The sequence below is a fragment of the Bacillus paralicheniformis genome (assembly GCF_001042485.2).
GTDB classification, from domain to species: Bacteria; Bacillota; Bacilli; order Bacillales; family Bacillaceae; genus Bacillus; species Bacillus paralicheniformis.
Genome location: NZ_LBMN02000039.1, coordinates 57555 through 80965, shown reverse-complemented (window position 1 = coordinate 80965; position 23411 = coordinate 57555). Strand labels below are relative to the sequence as shown.

At 46.9% G+C, this 23411-nt stretch carries 25 protein-coding genes and 1 pseudogene; 10 read left to right on the top strand and 16 right to left on the bottom strand.

The features are described from left to right. Position 1 precedes the first annotated feature (1 nt). Positions 2–151: a small, acid-soluble spore protein K gene (locus tag ACH97_RS22445; RefSeq protein WP_003179924.1), complete on the top strand. Its 150-nt coding sequence runs from the start codon at positions 2–4 to the stop codon at positions 149–151. A 26-nt stretch (positions 152–177) separates the two neighbouring features. Next, on the top strand, positions 178–348 hold the full coding sequence (locus ACH97_RS23295; RefSeq protein ID WP_003179922.1) for a YpzG family protein: 171 nt from the start codon (positions 178–180) through the stop codon (positions 346–348). A gap of 29 nt (positions 349–377) precedes the next feature. On the opposite strand, the gene ACH97_RS22440 is transcribed toward ACH97_RS23295, so the two are convergent. Both ACH97_RS22440 and recX read right to left on the bottom strand, forming a co-directional pair. Continuing rightward, positions 378–692 carry a YfhH family protein gene (locus tag ACH97_RS22440; RefSeq protein ID WP_025810180.1) on the bottom strand — a complete coding sequence of 105 codons (315 nt, stop codon included), beginning with the start codon at positions 690–692 and terminating at the stop codon, positions 378–380. Between the two features lie 4 nt (positions 693–696). Further along, positions 697–1488 carry a recombination regulator RecX gene (gene recX / locus ACH97_RS22435; protein WP_048350619.1) on the bottom strand — a complete coding sequence of 264 codons (792 nt, stop codon included), beginning with the start codon at positions 1486–1488 and terminating at the stop codon, positions 697–699. 68 nt (positions 1489–1556) lie between these two features. On the opposite strand from recX, the gene ACH97_RS22430 reads away from it, so the two are divergent. The 4 genes from ACH97_RS22430 (at position 1557) to ACH97_RS22420 (ending at position 3697) form a co-directional block, all read left to right on the top strand. Then, positions 1557–2456: a TIGR01777 family oxidoreductase gene (locus tag ACH97_RS22430; RefSeq protein WP_048350615.1), complete on the top strand. Its 900-nt coding sequence runs from the start codon at positions 1557–1559 to the stop codon at positions 2454–2456. Positions 2457–2722: 266 nt separating this feature from the next. Next, positions 2723–3253: a GNAT family N-acetyltransferase gene (locus tag ACH97_RS22425; RefSeq protein ID WP_020450619.1), complete on the top strand. Its 531-nt coding sequence runs from the start codon at positions 2723–2725 to the stop codon at positions 3251–3253. Between the two features lie 67 nt (positions 3254–3320). Next, on the top strand, positions 3321–3434 hold the full coding sequence (locus tag ACH97_RS23290; RefSeq protein ID WP_023856002.1) for a YfhE family protein: 114 nt from the start codon (positions 3321–3323) through the stop codon (positions 3432–3434). Positions 3435–3502: 68 nt separating this feature from the next. Beyond that, positions 3503–3697 (top strand): YfhD family protein, encoded by a 195-nt coding sequence (locus tag ACH97_RS22420; protein WP_020450618.1) that lies wholly within the window; start codon positions 3503–3505, stop codon positions 3695–3697. Between the two features lie 33 nt (positions 3698–3730). Here the strand turns inward: ACH97_RS22420 and ACH97_RS22415 are convergent, their stop codons facing one another. The 7 genes and pseudogenes from ACH97_RS22415 to ACH97_RS22385 all read right to left on the bottom strand — a co-directional run bounded on the left by ACH97_RS22415 (position 3731) and on the right by ACH97_RS22385 (position 11503). Further along, positions 3731–4309: a nitroreductase family protein gene (locus ACH97_RS22415; protein ID WP_020450617.1), complete on the bottom strand. Its 579-nt coding sequence runs from the start codon at positions 4307–4309 to the stop codon at positions 3731–3733. A gap of 102 nt (positions 4310–4411) precedes the next feature. Beyond that, positions 4412–5308 carry a PhzF family phenazine biosynthesis isomerase gene (locus ACH97_RS22410; RefSeq protein WP_048350616.1) on the bottom strand — a complete coding sequence of 299 codons (897 nt, stop codon included), beginning with the start codon at positions 5306–5308 and terminating at the stop codon, positions 4412–4414. Positions 5309–5420: 112 nt separating this feature from the next. Further along, a complete protein-coding gene (gene mprF / locus ACH97_RS22405; protein ID WP_025810187.1) occupies positions 5421–7973 on the bottom strand; it encodes a bifunctional lysylphosphatidylglycerol flippase/synthetase MprF in 2553 nt (850 codons plus the stop codon). A 180-nt stretch (positions 7974–8153) separates the two neighbouring features. Further along, the gene (locus ACH97_RS22400) at positions 8154–8684 is read right to left on the bottom strand and encodes a YfiT family bacillithiol transferase (RefSeq protein WP_020450614.1); all 531 of its coding nucleotides are present in this window, start codon (positions 8682–8684) and stop codon (positions 8154–8156) included. 14 nt (positions 8685–8698) lie between these two features. Next, positions 8699–9310: an NUDIX hydrolase gene (locus tag ACH97_RS22395; RefSeq protein ID WP_048350617.1), complete on the bottom strand. Its 612-nt coding sequence runs from the start codon at positions 9308–9310 to the stop codon at positions 8699–8701. Further along, a pseudogene (locus ACH97_RS22390) lies at positions 9307–9902 on the bottom strand (NAD(P)H-dependent oxidoreductase). The gene ACH97_RS22395 and the pseudogene ACH97_RS22390 overlap by 4 nt, the downstream one beginning before the upstream one ends. A gap of 128 nt (positions 9903–10030) precedes the next feature. After that, complete coding sequence (locus ACH97_RS22385; protein ID WP_035339176.1) at positions 10031–11503, bottom strand: extracellular solute-binding protein; 1473 nt, start codon at positions 11501–11503, stop codon at positions 10031–10033. Between the two features lie 50 nt (positions 11504–11553). Between ACH97_RS22385 and ACH97_RS22380 the strand changes: the two genes are divergently transcribed. Beyond that, complete coding sequence (locus ACH97_RS22380; RefSeq protein ID WP_020450610.1) at positions 11554–12399, top strand: helix-turn-helix transcriptional regulator; 846 nt, start codon at positions 11554–11556, stop codon at positions 12397–12399. Here ACH97_RS22380 and ACH97_RS22375 read toward each other — a convergent pair. The 4 genes from ACH97_RS22375 to ACH97_RS22360 all read right to left on the bottom strand — a co-directional run bounded on the left by ACH97_RS22375 (position 12396) and on the right by ACH97_RS22360 (position 16982). Continuing rightward, entirely contained in the window at positions 12396–13943 is a 1548-nt protein-coding gene (locus ACH97_RS22375; RefSeq protein ID WP_048350621.1) for a glycoside hydrolase family 43 protein, read from the bottom strand. The two genes, ACH97_RS22380 and ACH97_RS22375, sit on opposite strands and share 4 nt — an antisense overlap. Continuing rightward, a complete protein-coding gene (locus tag ACH97_RS22370) occupies positions 13933–15531 on the bottom strand; it encodes a glycoside hydrolase family 43 protein (RefSeq protein ID WP_048350622.1) in 1599 nt (532 codons plus the stop codon). Before ACH97_RS22370 ends, ACH97_RS22375 begins: the two co-directional genes overlap by 11 nt. A gap of 160 nt (positions 15532–15691) precedes the next feature. Beyond that, the gene (locus tag ACH97_RS22365; protein WP_048350623.1) at positions 15692–16552 is read right to left on the bottom strand and encodes a VOC family protein; all 861 of its coding nucleotides are present in this window, start codon (positions 16550–16552) and stop codon (positions 15692–15694) included. Next, a complete protein-coding gene (locus tag ACH97_RS22360; RefSeq protein ID WP_048350624.1) occupies positions 16524–16982 on the bottom strand; it encodes a DoxX family protein in 459 nt (152 codons plus the stop codon). The genes ACH97_RS22365 and ACH97_RS22360 overlap by 29 nt, the downstream gene beginning before the upstream one ends. Before the next feature lie 230 nt (positions 16983–17212). Here ACH97_RS22360 and ACH97_RS22355 point away from each other — a divergent pair, with 230 nt between their 5' ends. From ACH97_RS22355 to ACH97_RS22345, 3 genes are all read left to right on the top strand, one after another. Next, positions 17213–17551: a winged helix-turn-helix transcriptional regulator gene (locus ACH97_RS22355; RefSeq protein ID WP_020450605.1), complete on the top strand. Its 339-nt coding sequence runs from the start codon at positions 17213–17215 to the stop codon at positions 17549–17551. 152 nt (positions 17552–17703) lie between these two features. Continuing rightward, positions 17704–18681, top strand: coding sequence for a glycosyltransferase family protein (locus ACH97_RS22350; RefSeq protein WP_023855896.1), 978 nt, complete (start codon positions 17704–17706; stop codon positions 18679–18681). A gap of 106 nt (positions 18682–18787) precedes the next feature. Further along, complete coding sequence (locus ACH97_RS22345) at positions 18788–19366, top strand: class I SAM-dependent methyltransferase (RefSeq protein WP_026580631.1); 579 nt, start codon at positions 18788–18790, stop codon at positions 19364–19366. Positions 19367–19515: 149 nt separating this feature from the next. Here the strand turns inward: ACH97_RS22345 and ACH97_RS22340 are convergent, their stop codons facing one another. The 3 genes from ACH97_RS22340 to glvA all read right to left on the bottom strand — a co-directional run bounded on the left by ACH97_RS22340 (position 19516) and on the right by glvA (position 23351). Further along, positions 19516–21108 (bottom strand): alpha-glucoside-specific PTS transporter subunit IIBC, encoded by a 1593-nt coding sequence (locus ACH97_RS22340; protein WP_048350625.1) that lies wholly within the window; start codon positions 21106–21108, stop codon positions 19516–19518. 15 nt (positions 21109–21123) lie between these two features. Continuing rightward, complete coding sequence (locus ACH97_RS22335) at positions 21124–21894, bottom strand: MurR/RpiR family transcriptional regulator (RefSeq protein WP_048350626.1); 771 nt, start codon at positions 21892–21894, stop codon at positions 21124–21126. A 107-nt stretch (positions 21895–22001) separates the two neighbouring features. Next, the gene (glvA, locus tag ACH97_RS22330; protein WP_020450600.1) at positions 22002–23351 is read right to left on the bottom strand and encodes a maltose-6'-phosphate glucosidase; all 1350 of its coding nucleotides are present in this window, start codon (positions 23349–23351) and stop codon (positions 22002–22004) included. Positions 23352–23411 lie beyond the last annotated feature (60 nt).

The window sequence follows — 23411 nt, the reverse complement described above, 5'->3', positions numbered from 1 at the left end:
GATGCGAAATAAATCAAGAGGCTTTCCGAACATGAACAACAATAAATTTGAAGGCGAGCCCCGGGCCAAAGATGATTTTGCTTCAAAGCGCCCTGACGGAAGCACAAATACTCATCCGCAAGAAAGAATGAGGGCTTCCGGCAAACGCTAAACTTTTCTGGGATGGAGTGATTTCTTTTGTGTGCAAATCGCAAACCGTATACAAACGATTTTAACCAGATGAAAACGCAAAACTATCCGCAGCCATGGGCAAACACAAAGCATGCGCGCGCGCAGGTAAACGGAGAAACGCAGCAGACCCAGGACCTCATCATTCTCCAGCGCAACACGCGCATCCGGACAAGATAACATTTGCGAAAAGGGTTTAAGCTTTTGGCTTAGCCCTTTTCTTTTAATAAAGAAATCGGCAGAGCCTCTTCATGATCAGGTGACGAAAGACGGTATCCCCAGGCGAACACGCCGTTTATATAGCGGATATGGAAATCGTCGCCCCCATCTTCGATTTCGTATACGTTGCCGGCTTTAAAATCGGCCGGATCAAGAAGGTAAGCTTTCGCCATCGCGATTTTTCGTTCGTGGACGGCCAGTTCATTCACAATCCCCATTTGTTCCGCTTTTCTTGCCTTTTCGGTCAGACCCGCGATTTCCTGGTGCAGTTCGTGTGCAGTCATTTCACTGTATCTTTTCTCCATATTCTCATCCCTTTTCATCTAAAAATTGATCAATCATGTCGATTGAAAAGCCTTTTCTGAACAGATGCTGTTTGACCTTCATTTTCGTTTCGTATGATCCGTCATAACCGCACCTCTTCATCGCTTTTTCCCCTTGCTTCTCAAGCGCTTCCCTTTCAGCGCTGTCGTCGTTTTCGTAATCCGTTTCCTGAAGCGCGGCCGAGATGACATCGAAGGAGAACCCCTTTCTGACAAGGTGCTGTTCGATGGCCTGTTTCGTCTCTTTGGAGGACAGCTTTTTTTCTTTTTTCAGCACTTTTTCCGCATGCTTGACCGCGGCCTCGACCTGATCGGAAAACGAAAACGAACTGAGCGCTTCCTGAATCAGTTCATCATCGATCCCTTTCAATTTAAGCTCTCTGAATAGGACATCGGGGCCTTTGCCGCTCGTTTTTCTGTGGGTGCTGACATATGCAGCCGCAAATTCGCGGTCGTCCAAATATTTATAACCTTTAAGCATATGCAGGATTTCTGTGATCGCGGAGTCTGCGACGTCTTTTTTCTTGAGATGGTCTTTAACTTCCTTTGTCGAGCGCATCCGGTATGACAAATAATCGAGCGCTCTTTTGAACCCTTTTTTAACGTCGTCTCCGTACTGAATCTCAATGATATCAAGCTCATCAAGCTCTTTGCCTTTTCGCAGGTCAAACTTGACGAGCACGTCCAGGTCGACGCTGAACGCATACTTTTCATCCAGAAAAATATTGACCCGTTCTTCATTGTTTTTCTGGGCAGAAATCTTTGTAATATATGGCATAAATAACTCCCTTCTTTTGTTTTCTTCTTTTACAATAAGGTTAATGATCATGAAAGGGAGGAATCATGATGAAGATTGCGATTTCCGGCGGGACGGGTTTTATCGGCAAGCATTTGACAAACGCCTTAACCGCCCAGGGACATCACGTCTATATTTTAACAAGAAAACCGGCTGAAACCGAACAAAAAAACACTTCTTACGTTCTCTGGCAAAAAAACGGCACCCGCCCTGAAACAGAGCTGACCGATATCGATGTTTGGATCAATTTAGCCGGAAAATCACTTTTCGGCCGTTGGAATGAAAAAACGAAGGCGGAAATCGCGGCAAGCCGCCTCCGCTCCGTGCAGGAGTCGGCCCGCATCATACAAAGTCTTCGGAAGAAGCCGAACACCTTCATTCAGGCGAGCGCAGTCGGCATTTACGGAACGAGTCTTGAACAGACATTCACAGAGGAATCCCCCGTCTCAGCTGAGGATTTTTTAAGCAGAACGACAGCTTCGTGGGAAAAAGCAGCCGAACCAATTGAAGCGCTTGGCATCCGCACCGTCTGGATGCGTTTTGGCATGGTGCTTGGAAAAGACGGAGGGGCGCTCCCAAAAATGGTGTTCCCCTATCAATTGTTTGCAGGCGGACGCGTCGGCTCAGGGCAGCAATGGGTGCCGTGGATTCATATCGAAGACGTCGTCGGCATGATATTATCAGCGATTGAGCAGCCTCAGCTGTCCGGCCCTGTTAATGTCACGGCACCGAATCCCGTTCAGATGGAAACCTTCGGACAAACCGTCGCGAAAGTAGGAAAGCGCCCCCACTGGCTCCCGGTTCCCGAATTTGTAATAAAAGGCATCCTCGGAGAAATGAGCATGCTCGTGCTGAAAGGGCAGCGCGTCCTCCCGAAAAAAGCGCTTCAGAACGGCTATCATTTCATATATCCCGAACTGGAAGATGCCCTGCAACACCTTTTGACATAAAAGCTGTTTTCCCAACAAAAGCCTTGTAGCTTTTCCTTTCCCAGCTGCGTAAAATGTAAGTATCTTTTTAGCAGCATACAATACAGGGAAGGCAAATGGTGCGCCACCAGGTCTCTGGTTTTAGTGGGTTCGATTCCCACCCCGAATTTTTTAATGGATGTGCAAGATACGCGGACAACTGTTTCCGCAAATTAAAAAATTCCGAGGGTGGATTTATGCGTCCCGTTCTGCTGTAAAAGCCGCCCTCAAACTAAGGAGGGGCTGCCATGCTGAAGAAACGGGAACTGACCGACTGCTATGCACTTTTTGAACTTATGATCCATCCGGATGTCTTCCCTTTTGTCAGAAATAAAGCGGAGACGATTGAAGAGTATATGTTTCATGTCAAAAACATGATCGAAGAAGAAGAACAGGGAAAGCTGATATCGCGAACGATACTTGATGAATGGGAAAACCCTGTCGGCTGCATCAGCTTGTATGAAATCGAAGATCAAAAAGGCTTCCTTGGCACATGGCTCGGCAAACCTTATCATGGAAAAGGCTTGAATCAACGGGCGAAAGACGCGTTTTTTTGCGAGCTTTTTTATGAAAAGCAAATCGAAGCCGTTTTTATGAAAATCAGAAAAACAAATATGCGCTCCCTCAAAGCGGCGGAAAAGCTCCCCTATGCCGTCAAGACTGATCTTGACTGGGCCGGCAGCGATACATTTCACCTGTATGAAATTCCGAAAGATATGTACACGCTGTACAGCATGAGAACATTCGAAGAGGAAAACCGCCGGTTAAAAGAAGCTTAAAACTTGTATAAATGCCGTTGAAACGGACAGCCTGTGAATAACTGAGGTTTTGAGGAGGCTTGAAAAGATGGCTGACAAGAAAAAACGAGAGCATTTTAAATCCTCTCTGAACAAGACGCAGGAAGTCAGATATTCGCGCGAATTTAAAAGGGCTGAGCGCGCCGCAAGGGAAAAATCGTAATGCATAGCGGGAGCCTGATCAGCGAACAATAAAGCTTGACCGGCCGATTATTGATGAGGAGTGATCATATGGGCAGAAATGCAATCCACAAAAACCGTGACAAAAACAAGCAAAAGCTCCCTCAAGTTCCTGATCAGTATAAGAGAGAAGCTGACGGAGTATACGAGGAATATTCTGCGGAACTCGCCGATCAGGATGACCGCGAAGCACAAGCCCGCATGCAGGCGGCTGATAAGCGCGCGGAAAAGCGGCAGTCAAAATAATAATCGAGGCCCGGGATTCCCGGGCCTCATTCTTTAAGTTAATTCGGTCAGTAGCTGTGCTGCCGGGGTCCTGTGCTTCGCTTCAGGAATTTCCGCAGGATATCCGATCTGCAAGAGAGCTGCTACCCGCTCATCGCGCTTCAGCCCCATTAACCTGTGCAATGTTTCATGAGAAAGAACTTCCCCGCTCTTCCATACCATGCCGATGCCTTTTTCCCAAGCGAGAAGCTGAAGATTCTGGATCAAACAGCTGACAGCTGCAAAATCATCTCTTCTGACCCGTTCGTTTTCGTCTTCTTTCATAATAACGAAGAGAAAAGCCGGAACGCTGAGAATATGCTCTCTGAACTTATTGATTTGTTCTTCCTGCATATTCGGCTTGAGCTCTTTAAACGCCGCTTTTAAATTGTCGGCATGCTTCTTTTTCCCGCTTTCCGTCCCGATATAAATGAACCGCCACGGTTCTGTCAGCTTGTGGTTCGGCGCATAAACCGCATCTTCCAAGAGTTCCAGCACCACTTCTTTCGGCACCGGATCCTGTTTAAACTTTCGAATCGTTCTTCTATTTCTGACACAATCGCGAATACTTTGAATTTCCAGCGTGTCGTTCATGTGGCCGCCCCCTCAAATGAAAATGATTATCATTGTTGATTATAATGTTTACCGCTGGCGTTTGCAATGATCATCACTCGTTAAAAAAAGGCGGTATCTGTTTTACACCTCGAAGCTCTGCTTTTCAGCAAATACAGCGGTTCCTGTCATCCGCACTTTCATGATGCCGTTTTGTTCCGCAACTTCGATTTTCACTTTTCCGTCTTTTCCCATTTCCTGACCCTGTTCGATTAGAAAATCAGTCCGGCCCTCTTCACAGAATTCCTTTCCGTACGTTTTCATATAAGCGCCCATCACTCCTGATGCTGTTCCTGTGACAGGATCTTCACTCGTTCCGGAATAAGGCGATGAAAAATGCCTGCCGTGAAGCTGGCAATCCCGATGAATCGTCTCCAGGCAAAACGGGTGGACTGATGCCCGCGGCATTTCGGTTAAAATGTTGGGGAATTCAGCTTGAACGGGCTTCATCCTGCGGATTGCGGCCAAATCTCTCACCGGCACAAGCAATGTCCATATCCCTGTGCTGCCGTAAACAACGGGCAATGCTTCATGAAAGTCCGCTTCGCTGATCCCCAGCGCTTCCGCCAGTTGGCTTCTGCTTCCTGTGAATGACTGAAAACTCGGTGGCGCCTGCTCCAACGTCACCAAAAACCGCTGATTGCCGTCAGAAGCGGTATACACGGAAAGAACACCCGCTTTTGTTTCGACCTTCAACTCCGCCCCGGCTTCGATCGCGCCTTTTTCCAGAAGCGCATAAAGTGAAGCAACAGTCGTATGTCCGCATAGATTCATTTCATGGCCCGGCGTAAAGTAGCGGATCCTTATGTCGGCCGACTCGCTCGGCAGCAGGAAAGACGTTTCGTTATAGCCTGCCTGTTCAGCGATCTTCTGCATTTCACGATCGGTCAATCCGTCTGCTTCAAGCACGATGCCCGCCGGGTTTCCCAGACCCGCCGTCTTTGAAAATGCATCATATCTTAATACTTCAATTTGCTTCATTTTGATCCCCCATTTGTCGAGTTCGATCCTTTCCTTCCAATCATTTGCAGTATACCGCCTTTCATTGCTTCTTACAATGGCAATCTAAAAAAGACCGTTTTAAAAAACGGCCTCACTTCGTTCTCCTTCCGATCAGCCTCGTCACAAGGATCATCGTCACCGGGAGAGATCGGTTTTTCCGGTAGGCTAAATATTTTCCCCGCCAAACCGGTTTATATTTTTCTTTAAAAGACCGCAGTCCGCTAAAACTGTACATGTAGCTGACATTGTTGAAAATCACAGCGGCTAATCGCTCCGTCCAGAATGACTGAAACGATGTCCCTACATTCGATAAAGGGGCCATTCCCATATTGAAGGCCGTGTAGCCCTGTTCTTTTCCCCATTGAAATAAATAGATGAACAGCGCATCCATGATTCCTTTCGGCGCTTTCTTCGAATAGCGCATCAGATCGATGGATATTTCCCCTTCGCGGTACATCGGCATGATATTCATAAACGCGACGATCTCGCCTTCTTCGCTTTTTAAAACGGCAATCGGCGCTTTCTGCAAATAATCTTCATGAAAAAACCCGAGCGAAAAGCCTTTTTCTTTTTTTCGGCCGAGCCATTCATCAGATACCTGCCTCAACTCGTTGAGGAATTCTGCCGAAAACGGCGGCTGTTCGACATGAAATGTATACCCTTCCCGTTCAAAGCGGTTGTGAATCGCCCTTAACCCGGCCCGCTTTTTTCCGGTGATTGTAAAGGTGTCAAGGTCGACAATCGCCTCTTCTCCAAGCTTGAAAAAACGGTATCCGAAATCATGATAGAGCCCCATGTCTTCTCGTTCGATCTGATAGAAAATGACAAGATACCCTTTTTGGTCAGCCGTATGAAGAAATTCTTTGATCACGAGCGGAAACGAGCCTTCCAGGCCGGACGGGTCGCCGAGCACAACGAGACGCTGGCCGACTTTGGCGAATTGAATCAGCGCATTCCCGTCGCTTGAATAAAAAAACCGCTTGTCACCTAAAAAACCCAAATGACTCAAAGCGTTTCCGCCTTTTTCTTTTAAGAATGCCTCCAGTTTCTCCGGGTCAGGAGCTTCACCGACCTCTTTCGTTTTCCTGTTAAACGTCCAGATGAAAACAACGAAATACAGCGGAACGAAAAATAATGCAAAAAACGTCGCGAAGTCGACATGGCGTTCACTGTGAATGAAATAATCTTTTACGAGAATATGGCCGAGCGCCTCCCAAATGTTTGAAGCGATAATATTGTAATTCAGCAAAGTAAAGAGAAAGATAAAAGCTCCCCATGCGATTTGCCCAAATGTGTAGACAGCCCGCTCCCTTGTAAACTGCCCCCTCAGCAGGACAAACAGGACAAATACCACAGGAATCATGAAGACCGCGCTAATATTAAAACCTTTAAAAAGCGTGAACAGAAAGGCAAGAACCAAAGCGGTCAGCGTCATATAATAAGATCTCTTTGTCCTCCGATAAAGCTCCAGCGGCAGGATCAGCAAAATCAAGCCGAAACTGAGGGACAAGCCGTTAAAAAACACCAGCATGTACTTCGGAATATTCGGTATCAATGTAATCCTGTCAATCGGCAGCGCCACGGATGCGATCACAATCGCTCCGCTGCAAAACGCGATGACTGAAAGCGAACCGTTCAGCAGTCTGAATAACAGCGCTCTGTGTAAAATCAACAGAATATTGGTCGTTTCTATTGCCGGGGCAATAATCGGCTTTTCTTCGAGCTTCTTCATTGTATTCCCAGTCAAATCGGCTGCTGCAAAAATAAGGCCGAATACAAAAGGGATAAACGAATAGGCAAGCCTGTAAAGCACAATCGCCGTCAGAGTGATTTCCTGATCAACCCCAAGCTTGCTCATCCCCACCAAAAAAAGCAGGTCGAACGAACCGAATCCGCCGGGAACGAGACTGATCATTCCGGCTACAGATGCAATTGTAAAAACGCCGAGAACGGTTTTCGCATCTAAATCGACCCCCATCGTTACAAGGGAATAATACATAACCGCTGCAGCGGCAAACCACTCGATCACAGATGCACCCAAATACGAAAAGAAGACCGAAAGCCGCATGCCTTTTTCGGCTCCTGCGCTTCTCCTCTTTTTGATCATTAAAATGATGGCCGCACCGGGAGCGATTATCGCCGTACCGGTAACAGCCAGCAGCACCCACGCTTTTTCTGTAAACAGATCTCCGGCAGGCAGAATCCCGGCAAGGACGAGAAGGCAGAGGACAGACAGCCCGAGAAGAATCGAAGACGCAAGCCATGCGATCCCCCTGATCAGCTTCTTCACATCATCAACATGCTCTTTGTAAAGGATCGTTCTCAATCCTGCACCGGACAATCCGCCGAACCCGAGAACATTGTTAAGCGAGTTAGCGATCCAGGACACCTTGATCGTCTTCCATTTCGAAACCTTCATTCCGAGTGAGCGAACCAGAACAAAATCGTATAATGTCATCGCCAAAATGGCGGCAAGTCCGAGAAAAACAAGGATAAACAGGTCAACCCGATTAATTTGATCGATAATCAAAAATGTTGCTTTAAAAGACAGCCCGGCCAGTTCTTTTTTCGCTTGAAAAAAGACAAACAAAAGAACAGCCGCCGGAATTACAATCCTTAAAATCGCCAGCGCATTTTTTTTCATGAAAAACCACTTCTCTCTAATCACAGGATAAATCCATCACGTTTTGAGTGATAACTCATATATCTTACCTTAATTTACCGGCTAGAAAAAGCAAAAACCAACGATTCTGCTGTTATGTTAGTGTTAACCATCCCCCCTGAAAACAAACGGTAAACAAAAAACGCGCAGCGGCGCGTTTTTTCAGTTCCAACCCATTCTTTTTCGAAGCTCTGTAATATGGGCAATATGGTGGTGTGAGTGCCACACATAGAGAGCGAGCGCTTGATACAGCTTCATTTCCTCTCCTGTGTCAGGATAAATGTACGCTTTTTCAAAATCCGCTTCTGTTAAAGATTCAAAAAAAGCGGTCCAGCGCAGATGCAGCGTGTTCAAAAGCGCCAGCGACAAAGCCGGATCGAGCGTTCTGGCATCGGTAAGTCCGGCCCAATTCTGTTCGTCAAACGTGCGGATCAAAGGCGCCTCCTCAGTCAGTGCCAATTTGCTTCGAATATAGCCGTTCATATGGCTGTCGGCAAGATGGTGAACGACTTGCCGGACAGTCCAGCCTCCGGTCCGGTACGGCGTATCAAGCTGTTCTTCATTTAGTCCCGCCACCGCGCTACTCAGGAGATGCGGCGCTTGCTTCAGATCCCCGATCCATTTTTTCCGTTCCCTTTCTTCCGCTTCAAGCGGTTTTGAAAAAGTGCCGATCGGATATTTCAACTGATCCATTGTCTGTTCCTCCCCTAGTCGCAATACACTGCATCATGCTTTCCAAAAAGGTATTCGATCTGTTCATACGTATTCCTTGCTTCCGATAATTCAGGCAGATTCTCCAATGGGAAAAATCCAAGGTTTTGCGTTTCCATCCCCGCTTCCGCCTTGCCTCCGACAATTTGACAGGCAATAAACAGCTTATAGATGTGGAAGGCGGAAGGAGGGTGGTTGTGGCGCTTTTTATCCATGACCGCCAAAAGTTTGTGCGCCTTGACTTTCAAACCTGTCTCTTCAAGCGTTTCTTTAACCGCAATTTCTTTCGGCGTAAAGCCGATGTCTGCCCATCCGCCTGGCAGCGCCCATTTACCGTCTGCTTTTTCCTGGACAAGGAGGAGCTTATGATCTTTAAAAATCACGGCTCTCACATCGACTTTAGGTGTTTGATAGCCTGATTCTCCGGCAAAAAGCTCTTTCACTTTTGAGAAATCGGTTTCCGCATAATCGGCGATAATTTCACAGCTCAACTCGCGAAGCCGCTCAAAACGTTCACGATCAAAGTCATCTTTTGTATAGGCAAGCCCCGCCTGGGCGATGGCTTGAATTTCCTTTGCCCAATCCAGCCATTTCAGATCCTTTTTCATTCGCTGATCCCCCGATCTGCAGGAGCTATAGACCGGTAGACACGGTCAAGCCATTGCGTTCGTTTTCCGTCGGAGCTGTCTTTCACACCGGCAAACAGCAGTCGCCTTACCCGCCGTACGCCGCAAAACTTCAACATCACATCTTTAACCGTCACCCAGTCGGCATCCCGCCGCCAAAACCGCAAATACCATGATGGGGCGTCAGCCGTGTAGTAAACCGAAGCCGTAGGCGCCTTCAGCAGGCCTTTTGGCAGCTTTCCTTGATATGTATAAGCTTCTCCGGCTACAAAAACGCGGTCAATAAATCCTTTCATGATCGCCGGCATCCCGCCCCACCAAAGCGGATAAATGAAAATCAGATGGTCGGCGTTTTTGACAATTCTTCGATATTCGGCGGTTTCCGGGTCGCGCTTCATATCAGAACGCCTTTTCTTTTCATCAAATAATAGAACGGGATCACAAACCGGTCTCTATACAAATCAATGACGTCATAAGAATGCTTACCGTCCTCAAGCGCCTTTATGACTTGATTTAAAATGGCTCCGTTGAAACTGTTTGGATTTGGGTGTGCATATATAACGGCAGTCTGCATATCGCTTCCTCCTTTTCGTCCTTTGATGGAATTATATTGTTTATTTTGCAGAATTTAAAGAAAATGAACTTGGAGCAAATATGATGAAAAACCCTTTCCTTTTGAAAAAACGGAAAGGGTTTTTCTGTTTAGTTTGCCTTTTTCAGATCTTCATTCAGCTCTTTCATAATCGTTCCGCCGCCATGCTTCTCCCATTTTACGACTGCCTTGTCAAAGCTTTTTTCATTGATTTCCCCGAGAATAAATTTGAATGTGGCGTCATCGATGATTTTCTTCAATTCTGTTCCCCTGTCCATCTGTGCAGCGGAATACAGCGGTTCGGCCGGATTCTGGACTGCGATTGCCCGGTTGTCCTCCTCAAGCTTTTCATTTTTGGCGCGCAGTGGATCTTCAGCGCTTTTTAAAGCTTGTTTATTGATGCCGATCAGCTGGTTTAACGGCTGAATTTCCGCTTCCCACAGATGGTAGTATTCCTGTTTTCGAAAATAGCCGCTGTCGCCTTTCTTTTCATAGTGTACGCCTTCTATTCCATACAGCATTAAATTGTTGAGGTCTTCTTCAGCGATTCTGTCAAAAAATGCGAGAATTTTTTTGACCTCTTCTTCAGTCTTGACGCTTGATTTCGAAATGGCGAACATCCCGCCATGACCGCCGAGCGCCCATGTGCGCTCCTTGCCGTCGGGGCCTTTGATCAGGTTTGCGATCTCAAGCTGAAATTCGGGATTCAAAGCGAGTCCCTGATCACGCAAGTTCATGGCATCGCTCATTGCGCCGATGTAGATTCCCGCTTTTCCCTGAATCACTAAATCCTGCTGCTGCGTTTTGCTTGTCACCGCGAAGTCCCGGTTCATCAGGCCTTCTTCATAAAACTTTTTCATATATGCCATTGTGTCTTTATAGGCCTCATGCTTAAAATAAGGAAACAGATTTTCGTCTTCGTCGGTCCCCCATTCATTCGGTGCGCCAAAGTACGAAGCCAAGGTTTTAAACGCTCCGAAGGTGAGATCATTGCGGTCGGCAAGACCGATCGTATCGTCTTTTCCGTTTTGATCGGGGTCCTGTTCTGTGAACGCTTTTGCTATTTTATAAAGGTCATCAACGGTTTCCGGCATTTCCAAGCCGAGATTGTCGAGCCAATCTTTCCGAATCACGACTCCCTGTCTGGCCATCGGCCTTTCTCTATAAATCCCGTAAACTTTGCCATCAACCGAGATATTTTTTAAAATGGTTTTATCAAGCGTTCTTAAATTCGGATAGTCTTTTAAATACGGACCGATTTCCCAGAACATTCCCGACCGCAGCGCGCTGACAACCGCTGAATCTTCAAGATCAGGCAATGTCATCACTTTAGGCATGCTTCCGCCAGCAAGCGTTGTATTGATCCGCTCTTCTTTTGTTGAATCCGGAACCCAAATGAGCTTCAGCTTTGTATTCGTTTTGTCTTCAATGATCTCAAGCGCCTTCTCCTTCGGAGGCTGCGGCGTGTGGAGCGGTACGAGCCAATCGATTTCAAGCGCCCCGCCCTCTTCTGTTGACGCCTTTTGCTGCGTGCAGCCCGCTGAAAAAACCAAGATCAAGATCAGGCAACATAACTTTTTCATATGATCCCTCCCGCTTGATAAGAAAACGTTTTCAAGGAGGAATGCCCGACATGCTCCATCCTAAATATTTCATAGCCGAGCATTCTTTTTCGATTCAATATATGCAGAGAAAAGGATTTACCGAGATGAACGCGCCGCATGTTCATGAAGGCTATGAACTGTATTATCTGCTCAGCGGAGAACGCACGTATTTTATTAACCAAAGCGTCTATACCGCGGAAAAAGGCTCGATGATCATCATCAACCCCCACGACCTCCACCGAACGTCAAGCACGGAAGTTCAAGAGTTCGAACGCATCCTGATTAATTTCTCGCACAATTTCATTGAACCATTGCTTGAGTGCAGCCATTATCGGCTGCTTCCGTTTCCGGAACATCAAAATTTCATCGCATTTTCCCTCCGTGAACAGGCGGCAGTCGAACACCTGCTGATGGAGATGAAGAAGGAGTGCAAGCTGAAAAAAGAAGGACACGAAGATGTCGTGAGGGCGCTATTGTTTCAGCTGCTTTTTACCATTTACCGGAGCCTTGCGGGCGGCGGACGCAATCAAACACGGCCGCTTCACCCGATGGATGAAAAAATCTCGGAAATCGCTTCATATATCAATGGCAGCTTTCAAGAAACGATGACATTAAACGGGCTGGCCGGACAATTTTATATCAGCCCATCATATTTAAGCAGAGTGTTTAAAAAAGTGACCGGCTTTCATCTTCAGGAGTATATCCGGCATATCAGAATCCGCGAAGCGAAAAAACGGCTTCGTGATACAGACGAGAAAATATTGGACATCGCCGCGGATACCGGTTTTAAGCATATCAGCCACTTTAATAAAGTATTTAAAGAAATCGTCGGCATCCCGCCGCTTCAATACAGGAAAAAAAGCAGAGACATTTAATATGCGGTATAACGGAACCAGTCAAAATCAGCGACGGCCTTTCTGCCGCTTCCGCCATTATTGGCGAATACCCCCACCATCGTTCCTGTATGTCCTTTTGCGTCACGCGACCCCTCATCGCTTAAGAAACGGGCATCATAAGTACCGCCTGCGTGATGCCAATGCTTCCCTTCATAACTGTAGTAAAAATCCCTCTTTTGCTTATTGATGACGGCTTTTAAATACAGCGGGCCGGCTTCGGCATGTTTTTCCCCAAGCGTTTTTTGGAAGCCGGAGCGATTTTCCATGACCTTGATCTTTAATCCTTCTTCATAGGTCAGACAGCATTTCAAATAATTATGCGTGCTGTAGTAGCAGACGATCCCCGCTTGCTCGCCGGACGCCGCAGGTGAAAAGTCGAGTTTCACGCCGGCGCTGTATTGGTGGTGCTTTTCCCTTCTGACGACCGTATTTTTTGCGCGGATGTCGTGTAAATCCCAATCACCTGTCCATAGCCTGAGATATCCCGGTCTTTCGGTCAAAGACCAGCCTGAATGGTCGGGATTTCTGACAAACTGCCAGTCAAGACCGAGCGTATCATCGTCAAAATCGTCGAAAGTCTTTTCATCCCATTTGACCGGAGGAAGGTTGGGAGCGCGCTGGATCAGACTCGGGCCGTTCAAGCCGTTGATGACAAACCAGCCGTCATCCTTCCATTCGACGGGATCCAAAGCGGTCTCCCTGCCAACCGTTGTATAGTTTCCCTCATTGGGCCGCCCGCATAGATACACCGCCCACCATTCTCCATTCTGGGTTTCAACGAGCTTGCCGTGCCCCGCTCTTTGAATCGGAGCATCCGGGTCTGTCTGCGTTAATATCGGGTTATACGGGCAGGGCTCATAAGGACCGTACAAATGCGTCGAGCGGGCTATCGTGATCGAGTGGGAATATCCGGTGCCTCCTTCCGCCAATATCGCATAGTAATACCCGTCTTTTTTCAGCACATGCGGCCCTTCAGGCGCCCTTCTGCCGGTCCCTTCCCAAATCTGAACCGGCTCGCCGGAAACTTCTGTGCACTCGTCATTTAAAGGAAAGAGCGTGCAAGCAGGACTGAGCAGCATATAGTGTTTCCCGTCGTCATCAACAAAGTGAGACGGATCGATGCCGCTTCCTTCATCAATGAAAACGGGCTTTGAATAAGGGCCTTCAGGACGGCTGGACTTGATCATGATTTGCCTGCGGATCAGCTCTCGTCCGTTGATGACGGTCGGTCCGTTCAGCCTGTGTGTCGCGAAAATGTAGAAGGTTCCGTCATGATACGAGATATCGGGCGCCCAAATGCCGTGTGAATCTTTGATATCAGACAGATCCAATCTGTCATTCTCCGTAATTCCGTGGCCGATGATCTTCCAATGGACTAAATCTTTAGAGTGGGAAATAACGATTGCCGGGAAATACTGAAACGTTGAGTTCACCATGTAAAAATCTTCCCCGACTTTGATAATTGAAGGATCTGGGTGAAAACCGGTCAACACCGGGTTCGTATATGTGTGTTCACCATTCATGACATTCCCCTCCTGCCGGTTCGACCCTGAACCAATTGATATCGCACCAGCCGTCCTGTCCGTCTGCTCCTCCGGTATCCGTGCAATATACACCTGCCTTGGCACCCGTCCATCGCCCGGGAACAGCCTGAAACGAATCCCCAATCTGTGTGAAATGACGCTGATCCATGCTGTAGCTGAAACGGCACACCGCCTGTTCATCAACAGTCACGCGCAAATAGACCGTTTCCGCCTGTACACCGTGCTCTTCTGTTTTGACATCTTCCTGTTCACCTTCCATACGGCCTTTGTATACAGAAAGCCGATAGCCGTTTTCCGATTTCGAAAAGCCGAGATAGGCGTATTCCCTTCCCATTACAGCCAAGCCGGCCAGCATAGTGTCCGAGAAGGCGTTTAGCGACAATTTGACCGTTGCTGTAAAGCTTGGGCCCGAAAATTTCTGCATCAGAAGGTTCGGCAGACGGCTCAGTTTGAACGGATGCGGGATGCCGCGGCTGTACAAGCGAAGCCGGCCGGGAGTGGCGCTGAGAGAGTACCAGTCTTGCTTCGGATTCGCTTCCCATTGCCAATGAAGCGCAAGGCGATCTGAAGAAAAATCATCATTGGCATGGTCAAAGGGCTGTTTCACTTCTTTGGCGTTTGTCTTCGGCTTTTCCCATTGCAAAACAGGTTCGCCGATCCCGTCGCCGTCTATGTCTTCGCCCATCAACGGCCAGCCGTCGATCCAGCGGACAGGTTGAAGGTGCACTACTCTGCCGAATGCTCCGCGATCTTGAAAGTGGATAAACCATGATTCTTCGGAATCAAGCTCAATCCAGCCTCCCTGGTGCGGACCGTTAATCGCTGTATTTCCTTGGTGGAGGACAACCTTATCTTCATAGGGACCGTAAATCTGCTTGCTCCGCAAAACCGTCTGCCAGCCTGTCTTCACCCCTCCGGCCGGGGCAAAGATATAATAATAGCCGTCTTTTTTATACAGTTTCGGCCCTTCAATGGTAGGGTGGTTCAGCGTACCGTCAAAGACGATCTCGCCATCGTCTTCCAATGCCGTTCCGTCTTTTTTCATTCGGCAGAGATTCAGCTTGCTCTTGATTCCGATTCTGCTGTTGGCATAGGCGTGGATCAAATAGGCATTTCCGTCGTCATCCCAAAATGGACAAGGATCAATCCAGCCCTTTGTCTTTTTGACGTGTATGAGAGGCTCCCATCCTTTAAACGGATCTGATGTTTTGCTCATAAAGATTCCCTCATCAGGCGTAGCGAAATACACCAGGAATTCCCCGTTATGGTACCGAATGCTCGGCGCCCATGCTCCTTTGCCGTGAGCAGGGGCCTCGTATTCGCCGAAGGGGAGCTCGTCAAACACATGGCTGATCAAAGACCAATTCACCAAATCTGTAGAGTGCAAAACGGGAATTCCGGGAAAACAGGAAAAACTCGAGGCCGCCATAAAAAAGTCGCTGCCTTTCCAAACGACATCGGGATCTGAGTAGTCCATGAAAAGAACGGGATTGCAAAACCGCCCGCCGTCAACATTCGGATTCCAGACAGGCGGATGTTTCGCCTTGCCAGTCAGGCTTTTTGCCATCAACCTTCACCCCTGTTTCATTTCCAATTTTTCAAATTCATGTTAGCACAGCTGCCGCCCCTGAATCTTTGTTATTAATGTCTGTTTATTCTCATTCTTTGCTATTGTTGTCCTTTGATTGAATGGCATAAAAAAAAGGCGAAACTAAAGTTTCGCCTTTTCAAGCAGTCAACCTGATATCAATGCCTGAAGCCGGGTCTTTAACAAACCATGCGTTTTCTTGATGCTCAACGGCATAACCTGAGCTTTTCAGTTTTTTCACGATGCAGTCCAATTCCGCCTGACTCGGGAGAAGAACCGTGTAATATGCCATGCCTGCCGCATTAAGTGGAGCAAATGGCGCATGTTGTCCGGCCCAGATGTTTAAGCCGATATGGTGATGGTAGCCTCCGGCAGAGACGAAAAGCGCTGACATGTGTTGATAATCTCCTGTGATATCAAATCCCAGCACAGAGTGGTAAAATTCTTTCGCCAGCTTTAAATCCTTGACATGAAAATGGACGTGTCCGATTTTTGTTTCAGAGGGAAGACCTTGCCATTCGTGACCATCGGCTTCTTCAAGAAGACCTTGGACATCAACCGGCTCCGTACCCATTACGTAGTTCCCCTGTTCATCACGCTTCCAGCCCTCACGCGGGCGGTCCCGGTAGATTTCAATTCCGTTTTGATCAGGATCTGACAAGTAAAGCGCCTCGCTGACAAGGTGATCTCCCTGGCCGAGTTCAATGCCGGAGCGGAGCAAATGCTTCACAGCCATGCCGAGCTGCTTTCGATTTGGAAGCAAAATGGCAAAATGATAAAGGCCTGCTGCCGATCTTTCAGGCAGCACAACAGCATTTGGAATTTCCTCAATAATCAGAAGCGGATTTTTCCCGTCAACTGTGAACTCCGCCGTTTTTCCGTCACGTTTTAATACTTGAAAACCGATCACATCCCTGTAAAAAGAAACCGATCTTTCAAGACGGCTCACCTTCAGCTTTACATATCCGAGCTCAGTGCCCGGGTGGATTTGCTGCGTCATCTGTTTTTCCTTCTTTCCTTGGTTTCTCCTGCCCTTTGGAACGGAATAAACCATCAAGAGACAGCATGCGGCTTCCGCTCAAGCCCAAGTATATAGACATTGCAAGAAGCGCTACATCAAATTCATAGCCTGCGCCTCCATCCGTTCCCATGAATCCGGCGGATAGCTTAACAGTGAAAATGGCCCCCAGCATGACAATCGCAAATAAAAGGCCAATCACACGCGTACCGAGCCCGAGAATCATTAAAGCCCCTCCGGCCAATTCGATAATCGCTACGATATAGGCGAGAAAGCCCGGAATTCCGACACTGCTAAAAAATCCTACAGTATTTTCAATCCCGCCTTGAAATTTTGAGAGACCGTGAAGCAAAAATGTAAGACCGGTAACCAAACGTAAAATAAATGCACCTAATTCGTATTTGTTGTTCATTATTTTCTCCTCTAGTTTATTTTTTATTTAAAAGACCAATGACGTACACCAACTTTATCCATCTATCAACATATCATCCGCATAAGAAGTCTGCAGTGTCCTCCTTTTTTCGTTCGTTACTTACTTTGTGTAAGTTAGTATATATAAATAAGAAACTTACGTCAAGACATTTTATGAGCTTTGCTCATTCATTGATATACCGTTATAATAGACCTAGAGAGGTGAGAAATATGAGCCTATCATCTTTATGTCCGAAATTCGAAAAAGGAATGAAAATGATAAGTCAGCGCTGGAATGGATTCATCATTCACCAGCTTCTTAACGGACCGCAGCGGTTTTGCCATATAGAATCTTCCCTTCCCATCAGCGGAAGGCTGTTATCCGAAAGATTAAAAGAACTCGAACACGAAGGCATCATCCACCGGCACGTGTATCCAGAAACTCCGGTGCGGATCGAATACTCCCTGACTGAAAAAGGACAGGCGCTCGAATCGGTCCTTAAAGGAATGGAAAAATGGTCGCAGGAATGGATCGATCCGGACGGCGCCAATGAACGGGAAAATCATTAAAAAAGGCGTGCATCTCAAGTGCATCGCCTTTTTGTTTTGCCGTTTTATTCCGCATATTTTTCAGATCCCCGCCTTTTCATGCTTGCCTGAACATCAATTTTTAATCCTCATATATTAAATAGGGAAAGATTACTTCCTGAGAGGAGAAAGAAATGCGGAGATGCTTGAAAATATTAGTTCTGATTAAAACGTTTTGGAAGACCATGCCCAAACATGAAGTAAAGTATAAAATGATGAAATCTCTGGAGGAGTTTGCCGAAGTCATGTACTGGCATACAGACGGCTATCTTCCGGATATTTTGGACAAAATCCAATTTCGCCCTGATTTCATTTTCCACTACGACATTGCCTACGGCTTCTCATTATCCCCAAACATAAGGGGGCTCAAGGATACAAACATCCCCACCGGCGCGTTTGTGATCGATTCTCATTTTAATCAACAGATCAGAAGCAGCTATTTCGAAGAAAACCAAATTGATTTAATTTTTTCAGTGACAAAAGAGCATTTTTTAAATGAATATCCCCAGTATGAAGAAAAATTCAGATGGGTTCCATGGGCAGTTGATCCAGAAATATTCAAGGACTGGAAGTTGAAAAAAACGATAGACTATTTGCTCATGGGACTCGTGCATGAAGGAAACAAAAGATACCCCCCAAAAGGAAAATACCTTTTTAGGGAAGCTGTACTGCAGACCATGAAGCATGAAGAAGGGTTTGTTCACCACCCCCATCCCGGCAATGTCATAACTGATGAAGAAGAAATCAAGCAGGCTTTTTTGAATGAAAAGTATGCCCAGGAACTGAACAGGGCCAAGATATTTTTCACGTGCGGAAGCACCCTTCGCTACCCGTTGTTGAAATTTTTTGAAGCTCCTGCCTGCAGAACGTTGTTGCTGGCGGAACCAAATCAAGATATTTACGATCTTGGTTTTAAAGACGGCACCCATTTCATTGCTTGTGAAGTTGAAGACTTTTATGATAAAGCAAAATACTATCTTCAAAACGAAAAAGAAAGGCAGCGTATCACAGACAACGGCTACCGTCTCGTTCATTCGCGGCATACCTATCATGCGCGCGCACAAGAAATAGCAGACGCGATAATAGATTTTTTGGAGCAGCGGAAACGGTGATGAATGGATCCATTTTTCTTATCCGGCGGGATTGTTCCCGCACGCATTTTCTTTTCGGACATATATTTCTATTACTGATGATTTAAAAGATTTCGAGGTGAAAAACATGGGAACGGAAATGCCCGCTGAGTTTTATGATCAATTTATTGACCGACATCTGATTCCGCTTGAAAAAAGCCCTTGGAAAAAGGTGTATGAAGAAGCTGCACGTCTATTGCCGGAGTCCAAAGATGAAACGATTGTTGATATTGGCTGCGGCACAGGGAGATTCGCAAAGCTTTTATATGACAAAGGATACAGAAAATATTTAGGCATCGATTTTTCCAAAGGAATGCTTGAAGAAGCCAAAAGGTATAATCCCTCGTTTACTTTCATCGAAGGGAATGTATATGACGAGGCGATCGTCCGGATGCTGCAAAAATACAATGTTTTTGTTTTGCTGGAAGTATTAGAGCATATCGAGAAAGACAAGGCGTTTTTATCAAGTCTTCCTCAAGGGAGCGATATGGTGATTTCTGTGCCTAACTATGATTCTCGCGCCCATGTCCGCCACTTCAAACATATTGACGAAGTCATCGAAAGATACGACGGCATATTGGATTTTCAGGGCAGCGAAAAAGTCGTCATTAAAACATCTGAACAGCTGAAGAATGAAATTTACGTGCTGAACTGCAAAAAAAGATAATAAACGGGAATTGGCATGCAGCGAGCTAATGCGGATAACCTGTGAAGCGTTAGCTTGTCTCTGCATCAAAAGAGCATCCCCCAATCGTACATGCAAGTCTCCGCAACTTGCATTTGTCGTTTCAGGAGATGCTATTTTCCCCGGCACAATTATGATTGATCCAGCAGCTTCTCAACCCTTTCACGGACTTGCGGAACCGAAAGACCGATGATAATTTGCAAGGCTTTCCCGTTTCTGACGACACCGTGAACGCCAAAGGACTTAAACGTACTGTCCGGCTCCACTTTCGATTCATCATACACGCTGACTCTCAGTCTTGTCGCACAATTCGTCACTTCAGCTATGTTTTCTTTTCCGCCGAGCGCTTTGATGCAAAGAACCGCCTGATCGGTTTCATCCATTTCCTGCGCAGCAGAAACCTCTTTTTCGGACTCTTTTTTCGCCTTGTATTCTTTTTTCGAATAAAATTTGGTCTCCTGCTGCTGGTCTTTTTCACGCCCCGGTGTGGCGATATCCAATTTTACAATCAAGAACCTGAATACGAAGAAGTAAATGGCGGTGAAAGACAAGCCGATCAAAATTTGAAAAATATAAGTGCTGCCATGCTGATGAAACAGAGGGATCCAGTTGAGCGTTAAAATCTCGATTAAACCGCCGCCCATATTTCCGACAACCCCTGCAGCATACATCAAGGTTGCCATCGTCGCGGCCAAGAGACTGTGTACGAAAAACAGCAGCGGCGAAATGAATAAAAACGTAAATTCGATCGGCTCCGTGATCCCCGCAATCACCGCTGTCAGCGTGATCGGAATCAGCAGACCGGCAACGATTTTCTTCTTTTCTTTTCTGGCTGTTACATAGATCGCGAGCGCGATCCCCAGAATTCCGAAGATTTTAGAGTTTCCGTGGAGCGCGAATCCGCCTTGAGGAAAGAGCTCTTTCAACGGCTCAGAGCTTGCCGAGAACTCGCTGAGATGCTGCGCCCAATAGGTGACAATTCCGCCTTCAACTACGGCCGGGCCGAAAACAAATGGCGTGTAGATGAAGTGATGCAGGCCTGTAGGGATCAAAATTCTTTCCAAAAATGTGTAAACCCATACACCGAATGCTCCTGAGGCGACAAGGAAGCTTTGCAGCGACGCAATGCCGCCCTGCACCATCGGCCAAATCCACGCGGTCGCAAGCGCTACCGGAAGCATGATCGCAAATGAAATGATAACGACAAATGAAGAGCCTTGAAATATTCCTAAAAAATCGGGCAGCTTCTTATCAAAGTAGCGATTGTGGATATAAACGACAATCGATGAAATCAGAATCGCCCCGATAATGTTCGTATCAAGGGTTTTGATGCCGGCGATTTCCGCAAGTCCGCTTGTTCCTCCGGCTTCCTGTGTCATATCAACACCTAAAAAATCGCCCCATACTGTCAAAATGGCGCTGACAAAATAATTGAAGGTCAGATAGGTAGTAAGCGCTTCCAAACATGCCCTCGCCTGCGCTTTTTTCGCCAGTGCGATCGGAATTCCGACCGCAAACAGCAGCGGCATTTGCCTGAAGACAGTCCAGCCGCCTTCTTCAAGGATATACCAGAATTGATACCAAAAGGTGTCCTGACGGGCAAGCGCTCCCATCAGCTGCTCATTTTTAAATAATGTGCTGAGGCCCACGACGATCCCGGCAAAGGCAAATAGCAAAACCGGCACAAACATGGCGCTTCCGAATCGCTGTACTTTTTGCATCAATGCGAATCCCCCCTGTTATTCCTGATTTTTCTTTTCTTCAGCATAGTCGACATAGCTGCGAAACAGCGCTTCCCCAACGAGAAAAAAGGGCGCAAAAGCTGTCAGCTCCGTTTTTGGATAAACCGTCACCGTCTGGCTCGGCGCATAGAGATTGTAAGGCGTGAGCTGGGCGAGCAGATTATTTTTCAAATTAGTCAAAGAGATAAAAGGAATGCCTTTTGCCGACAGAGACTGTGCCTGCGGAATCAGCGACGGGGTTTCTCCTGACAGCGAAATGATGATGATCAGATCGGCCGGGCTAAAATCAGGAAACATGAGGTGGAAATCGATTTGATCTTTGATCACCGTCAAATAACGGTGCTGAGAAACAAACATTCGCTGCAGCTCATAAGCGCACGTGGTCTGAGCGGTACCTGAACCATAGACAAAAATGCGGTCTGCTTCGTCAATGAGCTGACACATCTTGCGCAAATCCGTATTTTTCAAATACTTCATGCTTGCTTCCATATCCCTCATGAGGCATTCAAAGGAACGGCAATCTTCCCGCTCTTCTTCCCGTTTCTCGGCCTCCCATTTCAGAAACACCCTGAACTCACTGTACCCGCTGAAATCCAATTTTTGAGAAAGCCTTAAAATCGATGTGCGGGATACGTTGCATTTCTTTGCTAATTCGTTGATGCCCAGCTTGTAGCAAGTGTCTTGATGGTTCAAAATATATTTCAAAACATGAAAGTCGTTTTCGTTCAATTTTTTATAATGCTTGTTCATTAATTCTTCCAACTGCATCATTTTCACCCCATTTATTCTCTGTCTCTATTATATAAAATACGAGAATAAATGGGAGATATGCCTGGGCTGGCCGGTATGGCTCAGGAGCCCAGGCGCTTTTATCCTTAAAGCGACGGCTGAAGATGTTCCGCGGAGAGCTCCGGCCAATATGCTTTGTTCGCTTCAATCAGATCATCGAGAATCAGTTTGGCTGTTCTTGCATTCGGCACGGTGCGCGACAAAATCAGAGCCTGCCAAAGCTTTTGATACGATTTTTCAATCCAGGCTTCAACGACAAGCTTTTCAACAGACACCTGCTGTTCCATCAGCCCTTTTTGGAACTGCGGTATCTTGCCGATTGTGATCGGCTCCGGACCGTTTTTGCCGACAATGCAAGGCACCTCAACCATCGCCGATGAATCGAAGTTTTGGATCGCTCCGTTATTTTCAACAATTAACAGCATCCGTTCACCGGTATTAAAAGCAAGGGCGCGCGCAAGGTCGACAATATATGAAGCATGATCATCAATTTTGATTTTGCTGCCGGCGCTGGATTGGGCTTTTGCGATTTTTTCACACTCGCCGAAAATGAATTTTTCCCGCCCTTCCATTACTTCGTTCGCCCGCGTGAATTCAGGGTTTGATTTTTTCACCATGTCATCGGGATAAAAATAATATTGCAAATACGTATTTGGAAGCGTCTCAGGATCGAGTTCATATACTTCCCTCGCTTTTTTGAACGTGTCGTTCCAGCTGGCCTCAGCCTTTTCATGTTCGTGTTCAGGAATATAGCCGAACTTCCCGACGTGCTCCTTGATCGCCGGCATCAGATCATTGCCGTTTTTATCACAAATTGACGTCCACCAGCCAAAATGATTAAGACCGTAATAACGGACGACCATCTCTTTTCGTGATGACAGCCCGAGAATTTGAGCCATCCTGTCTTCGATACCGATCGGCATATCGCAAATGTTCAGCACTTTTGATGTCGGCCGCAGCCTTCTCGTCGCTTCGGCAACGATTGCAGCCGGGTTTGAATAGTTCAGCATCCACGCATCAGGTGAATAAGTTTCCATATAATCAATGAGCTCAAGGACGCCGCCAATCGACCTCATTCCGTACGCAATCCCTCCGGGTCCGCACGTCTCCTGGCCGACGACTCCGTATTTCAGAGGGATCTTTTCATCGAGCTCGCGCATCGCATATTTGCCCACTCTGATATGAGCCATGACAAAATCAACATCGGAAAACGCCTCTTCCGGATCGGTTGTCGCTAAAAATTGAATGTGCGGAGCCCTTTCTCGAACCAACACTTCACAGGCGCCGGCTATCTTGTCTTGCCGCTCCCCATCATTGTCATACAATTTCAGCTGTCGGATCGGGAAATCATCCAAATTGTCCAAGAGCATCAATACAATCCCCGGGGTAAATGTGCTTCCTCCGCCTGCAATGACAATCGAATACGTTTTATCCATTTTTAAAGCCCCCTTATAAGCGTTTACAATTTACTTATATCATGCTGAAGGAGCCGTTCC

Bases quoted from the DNA above. Each gene is read 5' to 3' on its own strand.
- ACH97_RS22445 (WP_003179924.1), top strand. From the start codon at position 2: ATGCGAAATAAATCAAGAGGCTTTCCGAACATGAACAACAATAAATTT.
- ACH97_RS22365 (WP_048350623.1), bottom strand. From the start codon at position 16,552: ATGACGCAGCAAATCCACCCGGGCACTGAGCTCGGATATGTAAAGCTG.
- ACH97_RS22370 (WP_048350622.1), bottom strand. From the start codon at position 15,531: ATGGCAAAAAGCCTGACTGGCAAGGCGAAACATCCGCCTGTCTGGAAT.
- ACH97_RS22415 (WP_020450617.1), bottom strand. From the start codon at position 4,309: ATGAACGACACGCTGGAAATTCAAAGTATTCGCGATTGTGTCAGAAAT.
- ACH97_RS22400 (WP_020450614.1), bottom strand. From the start codon at position 8,684: ATGGATCAGTTGAAATATCCGATCGGCACTTTTTCAAAACCGCTTGAA.
- ACH97_RS22410 (WP_048350616.1), bottom strand. From the start codon at position 5,308: ATGAAGCAAATTGAAGTATTAAGATATGATGCATTTTCAAAGACGGCG.
- ACH97_RS22380 (WP_020450610.1), top strand. From the start codon at position 11,554: ATGCTCCATCCTAAATATTTCATAGCCGAGCATTCTTTTTCGATTCAA.
- recX (WP_048350619.1), bottom strand. From the start codon at position 1,488: ATGCCATATATTACAAAGATTTCTGCCCAGAAAAACAATGAAGAACGG.
- ACH97_RS22420 (WP_020450618.1), top strand. From the start codon at position 3,503: ATGGGCAGAAATGCAATCCACAAAAACCGTGACAAAAACAAGCAAAAG.
- ACH97_RS22375 (WP_048350621.1), bottom strand. From the start codon at position 13,943: ATGAATGGTGAACACACATATACGAACCCGGTGTTGACCGGTTTTCAC.
- ACH97_RS22345 (WP_026580631.1), top strand. From the start codon at position 18,788: ATGGGAACGGAAATGCCCGCTGAGTTTTATGATCAATTTATTGACCGA.
- ACH97_RS22360 (WP_048350624.1), bottom strand. From the start codon at position 16,982: ATGAACAACAAATACGAATTAGGTGCATTTATTTTACGTTTGGTTACC.
- ACH97_RS22440 (WP_025810180.1), bottom strand. From the start codon at position 692: ATGGAGAAAAGATACAGTGAAATGACTGCACACGAACTGCACCAGGAA.
- ACH97_RS22395 (WP_048350617.1), bottom strand. From the start codon at position 9,310: ATGAAAAAGGATCTGAAATGGCTGGATTGGGCAAAGGAAATTCAAGCC.
- ACH97_RS22335 (WP_048350626.1), bottom strand. From the start codon at position 21,894: ATGCAGTTGGAAGAATTAATGAACAAGCATTATAAAAAATTGAACGAA.
- glvA (WP_020450600.1), bottom strand. From the start codon at position 23,351: ATGGATAAAACGTATTCGATTGTCATTGCAGGCGGAGGAAGCACATTT.
- ACH97_RS22350 (WP_023855896.1), top strand. From the start codon at position 17,704: ATGCGGAGATGCTTGAAAATATTAGTTCTGATTAAAACGTTTTGGAAG.
- ACH97_RS22385 (WP_035339176.1), bottom strand. From the start codon at position 11,503: ATGAAAAAGTTATGTTGCCTGATCTTGATCTTGGTTTTTTCAGCGGGC.
- ACH97_RS22425 (WP_020450619.1), top strand. From the start codon at position 2,723: ATGCTGAAGAAACGGGAACTGACCGACTGCTATGCACTTTTTGAACTT.
- ACH97_RS23290 (WP_023856002.1), top strand. From the start codon at position 3,321: ATGGCTGACAAGAAAAAACGAGAGCATTTTAAATCCTCTCTGAACAAG.
- ACH97_RS22355 (WP_020450605.1), top strand. From the start codon at position 17,213: ATGAGCCTATCATCTTTATGTCCGAAATTCGAAAAAGGAATGAAAATG.
- mprF (WP_025810187.1), bottom strand. From the start codon at position 7,973: ATGAAAAAAAATGCGCTGGCGATTTTAAGGATTGTAATTCCGGCGGCT.
- ACH97_RS22430 (WP_048350615.1), top strand. From the start codon at position 1,557: ATGAAGATTGCGATTTCCGGCGGGACGGGTTTTATCGGCAAGCATTTG.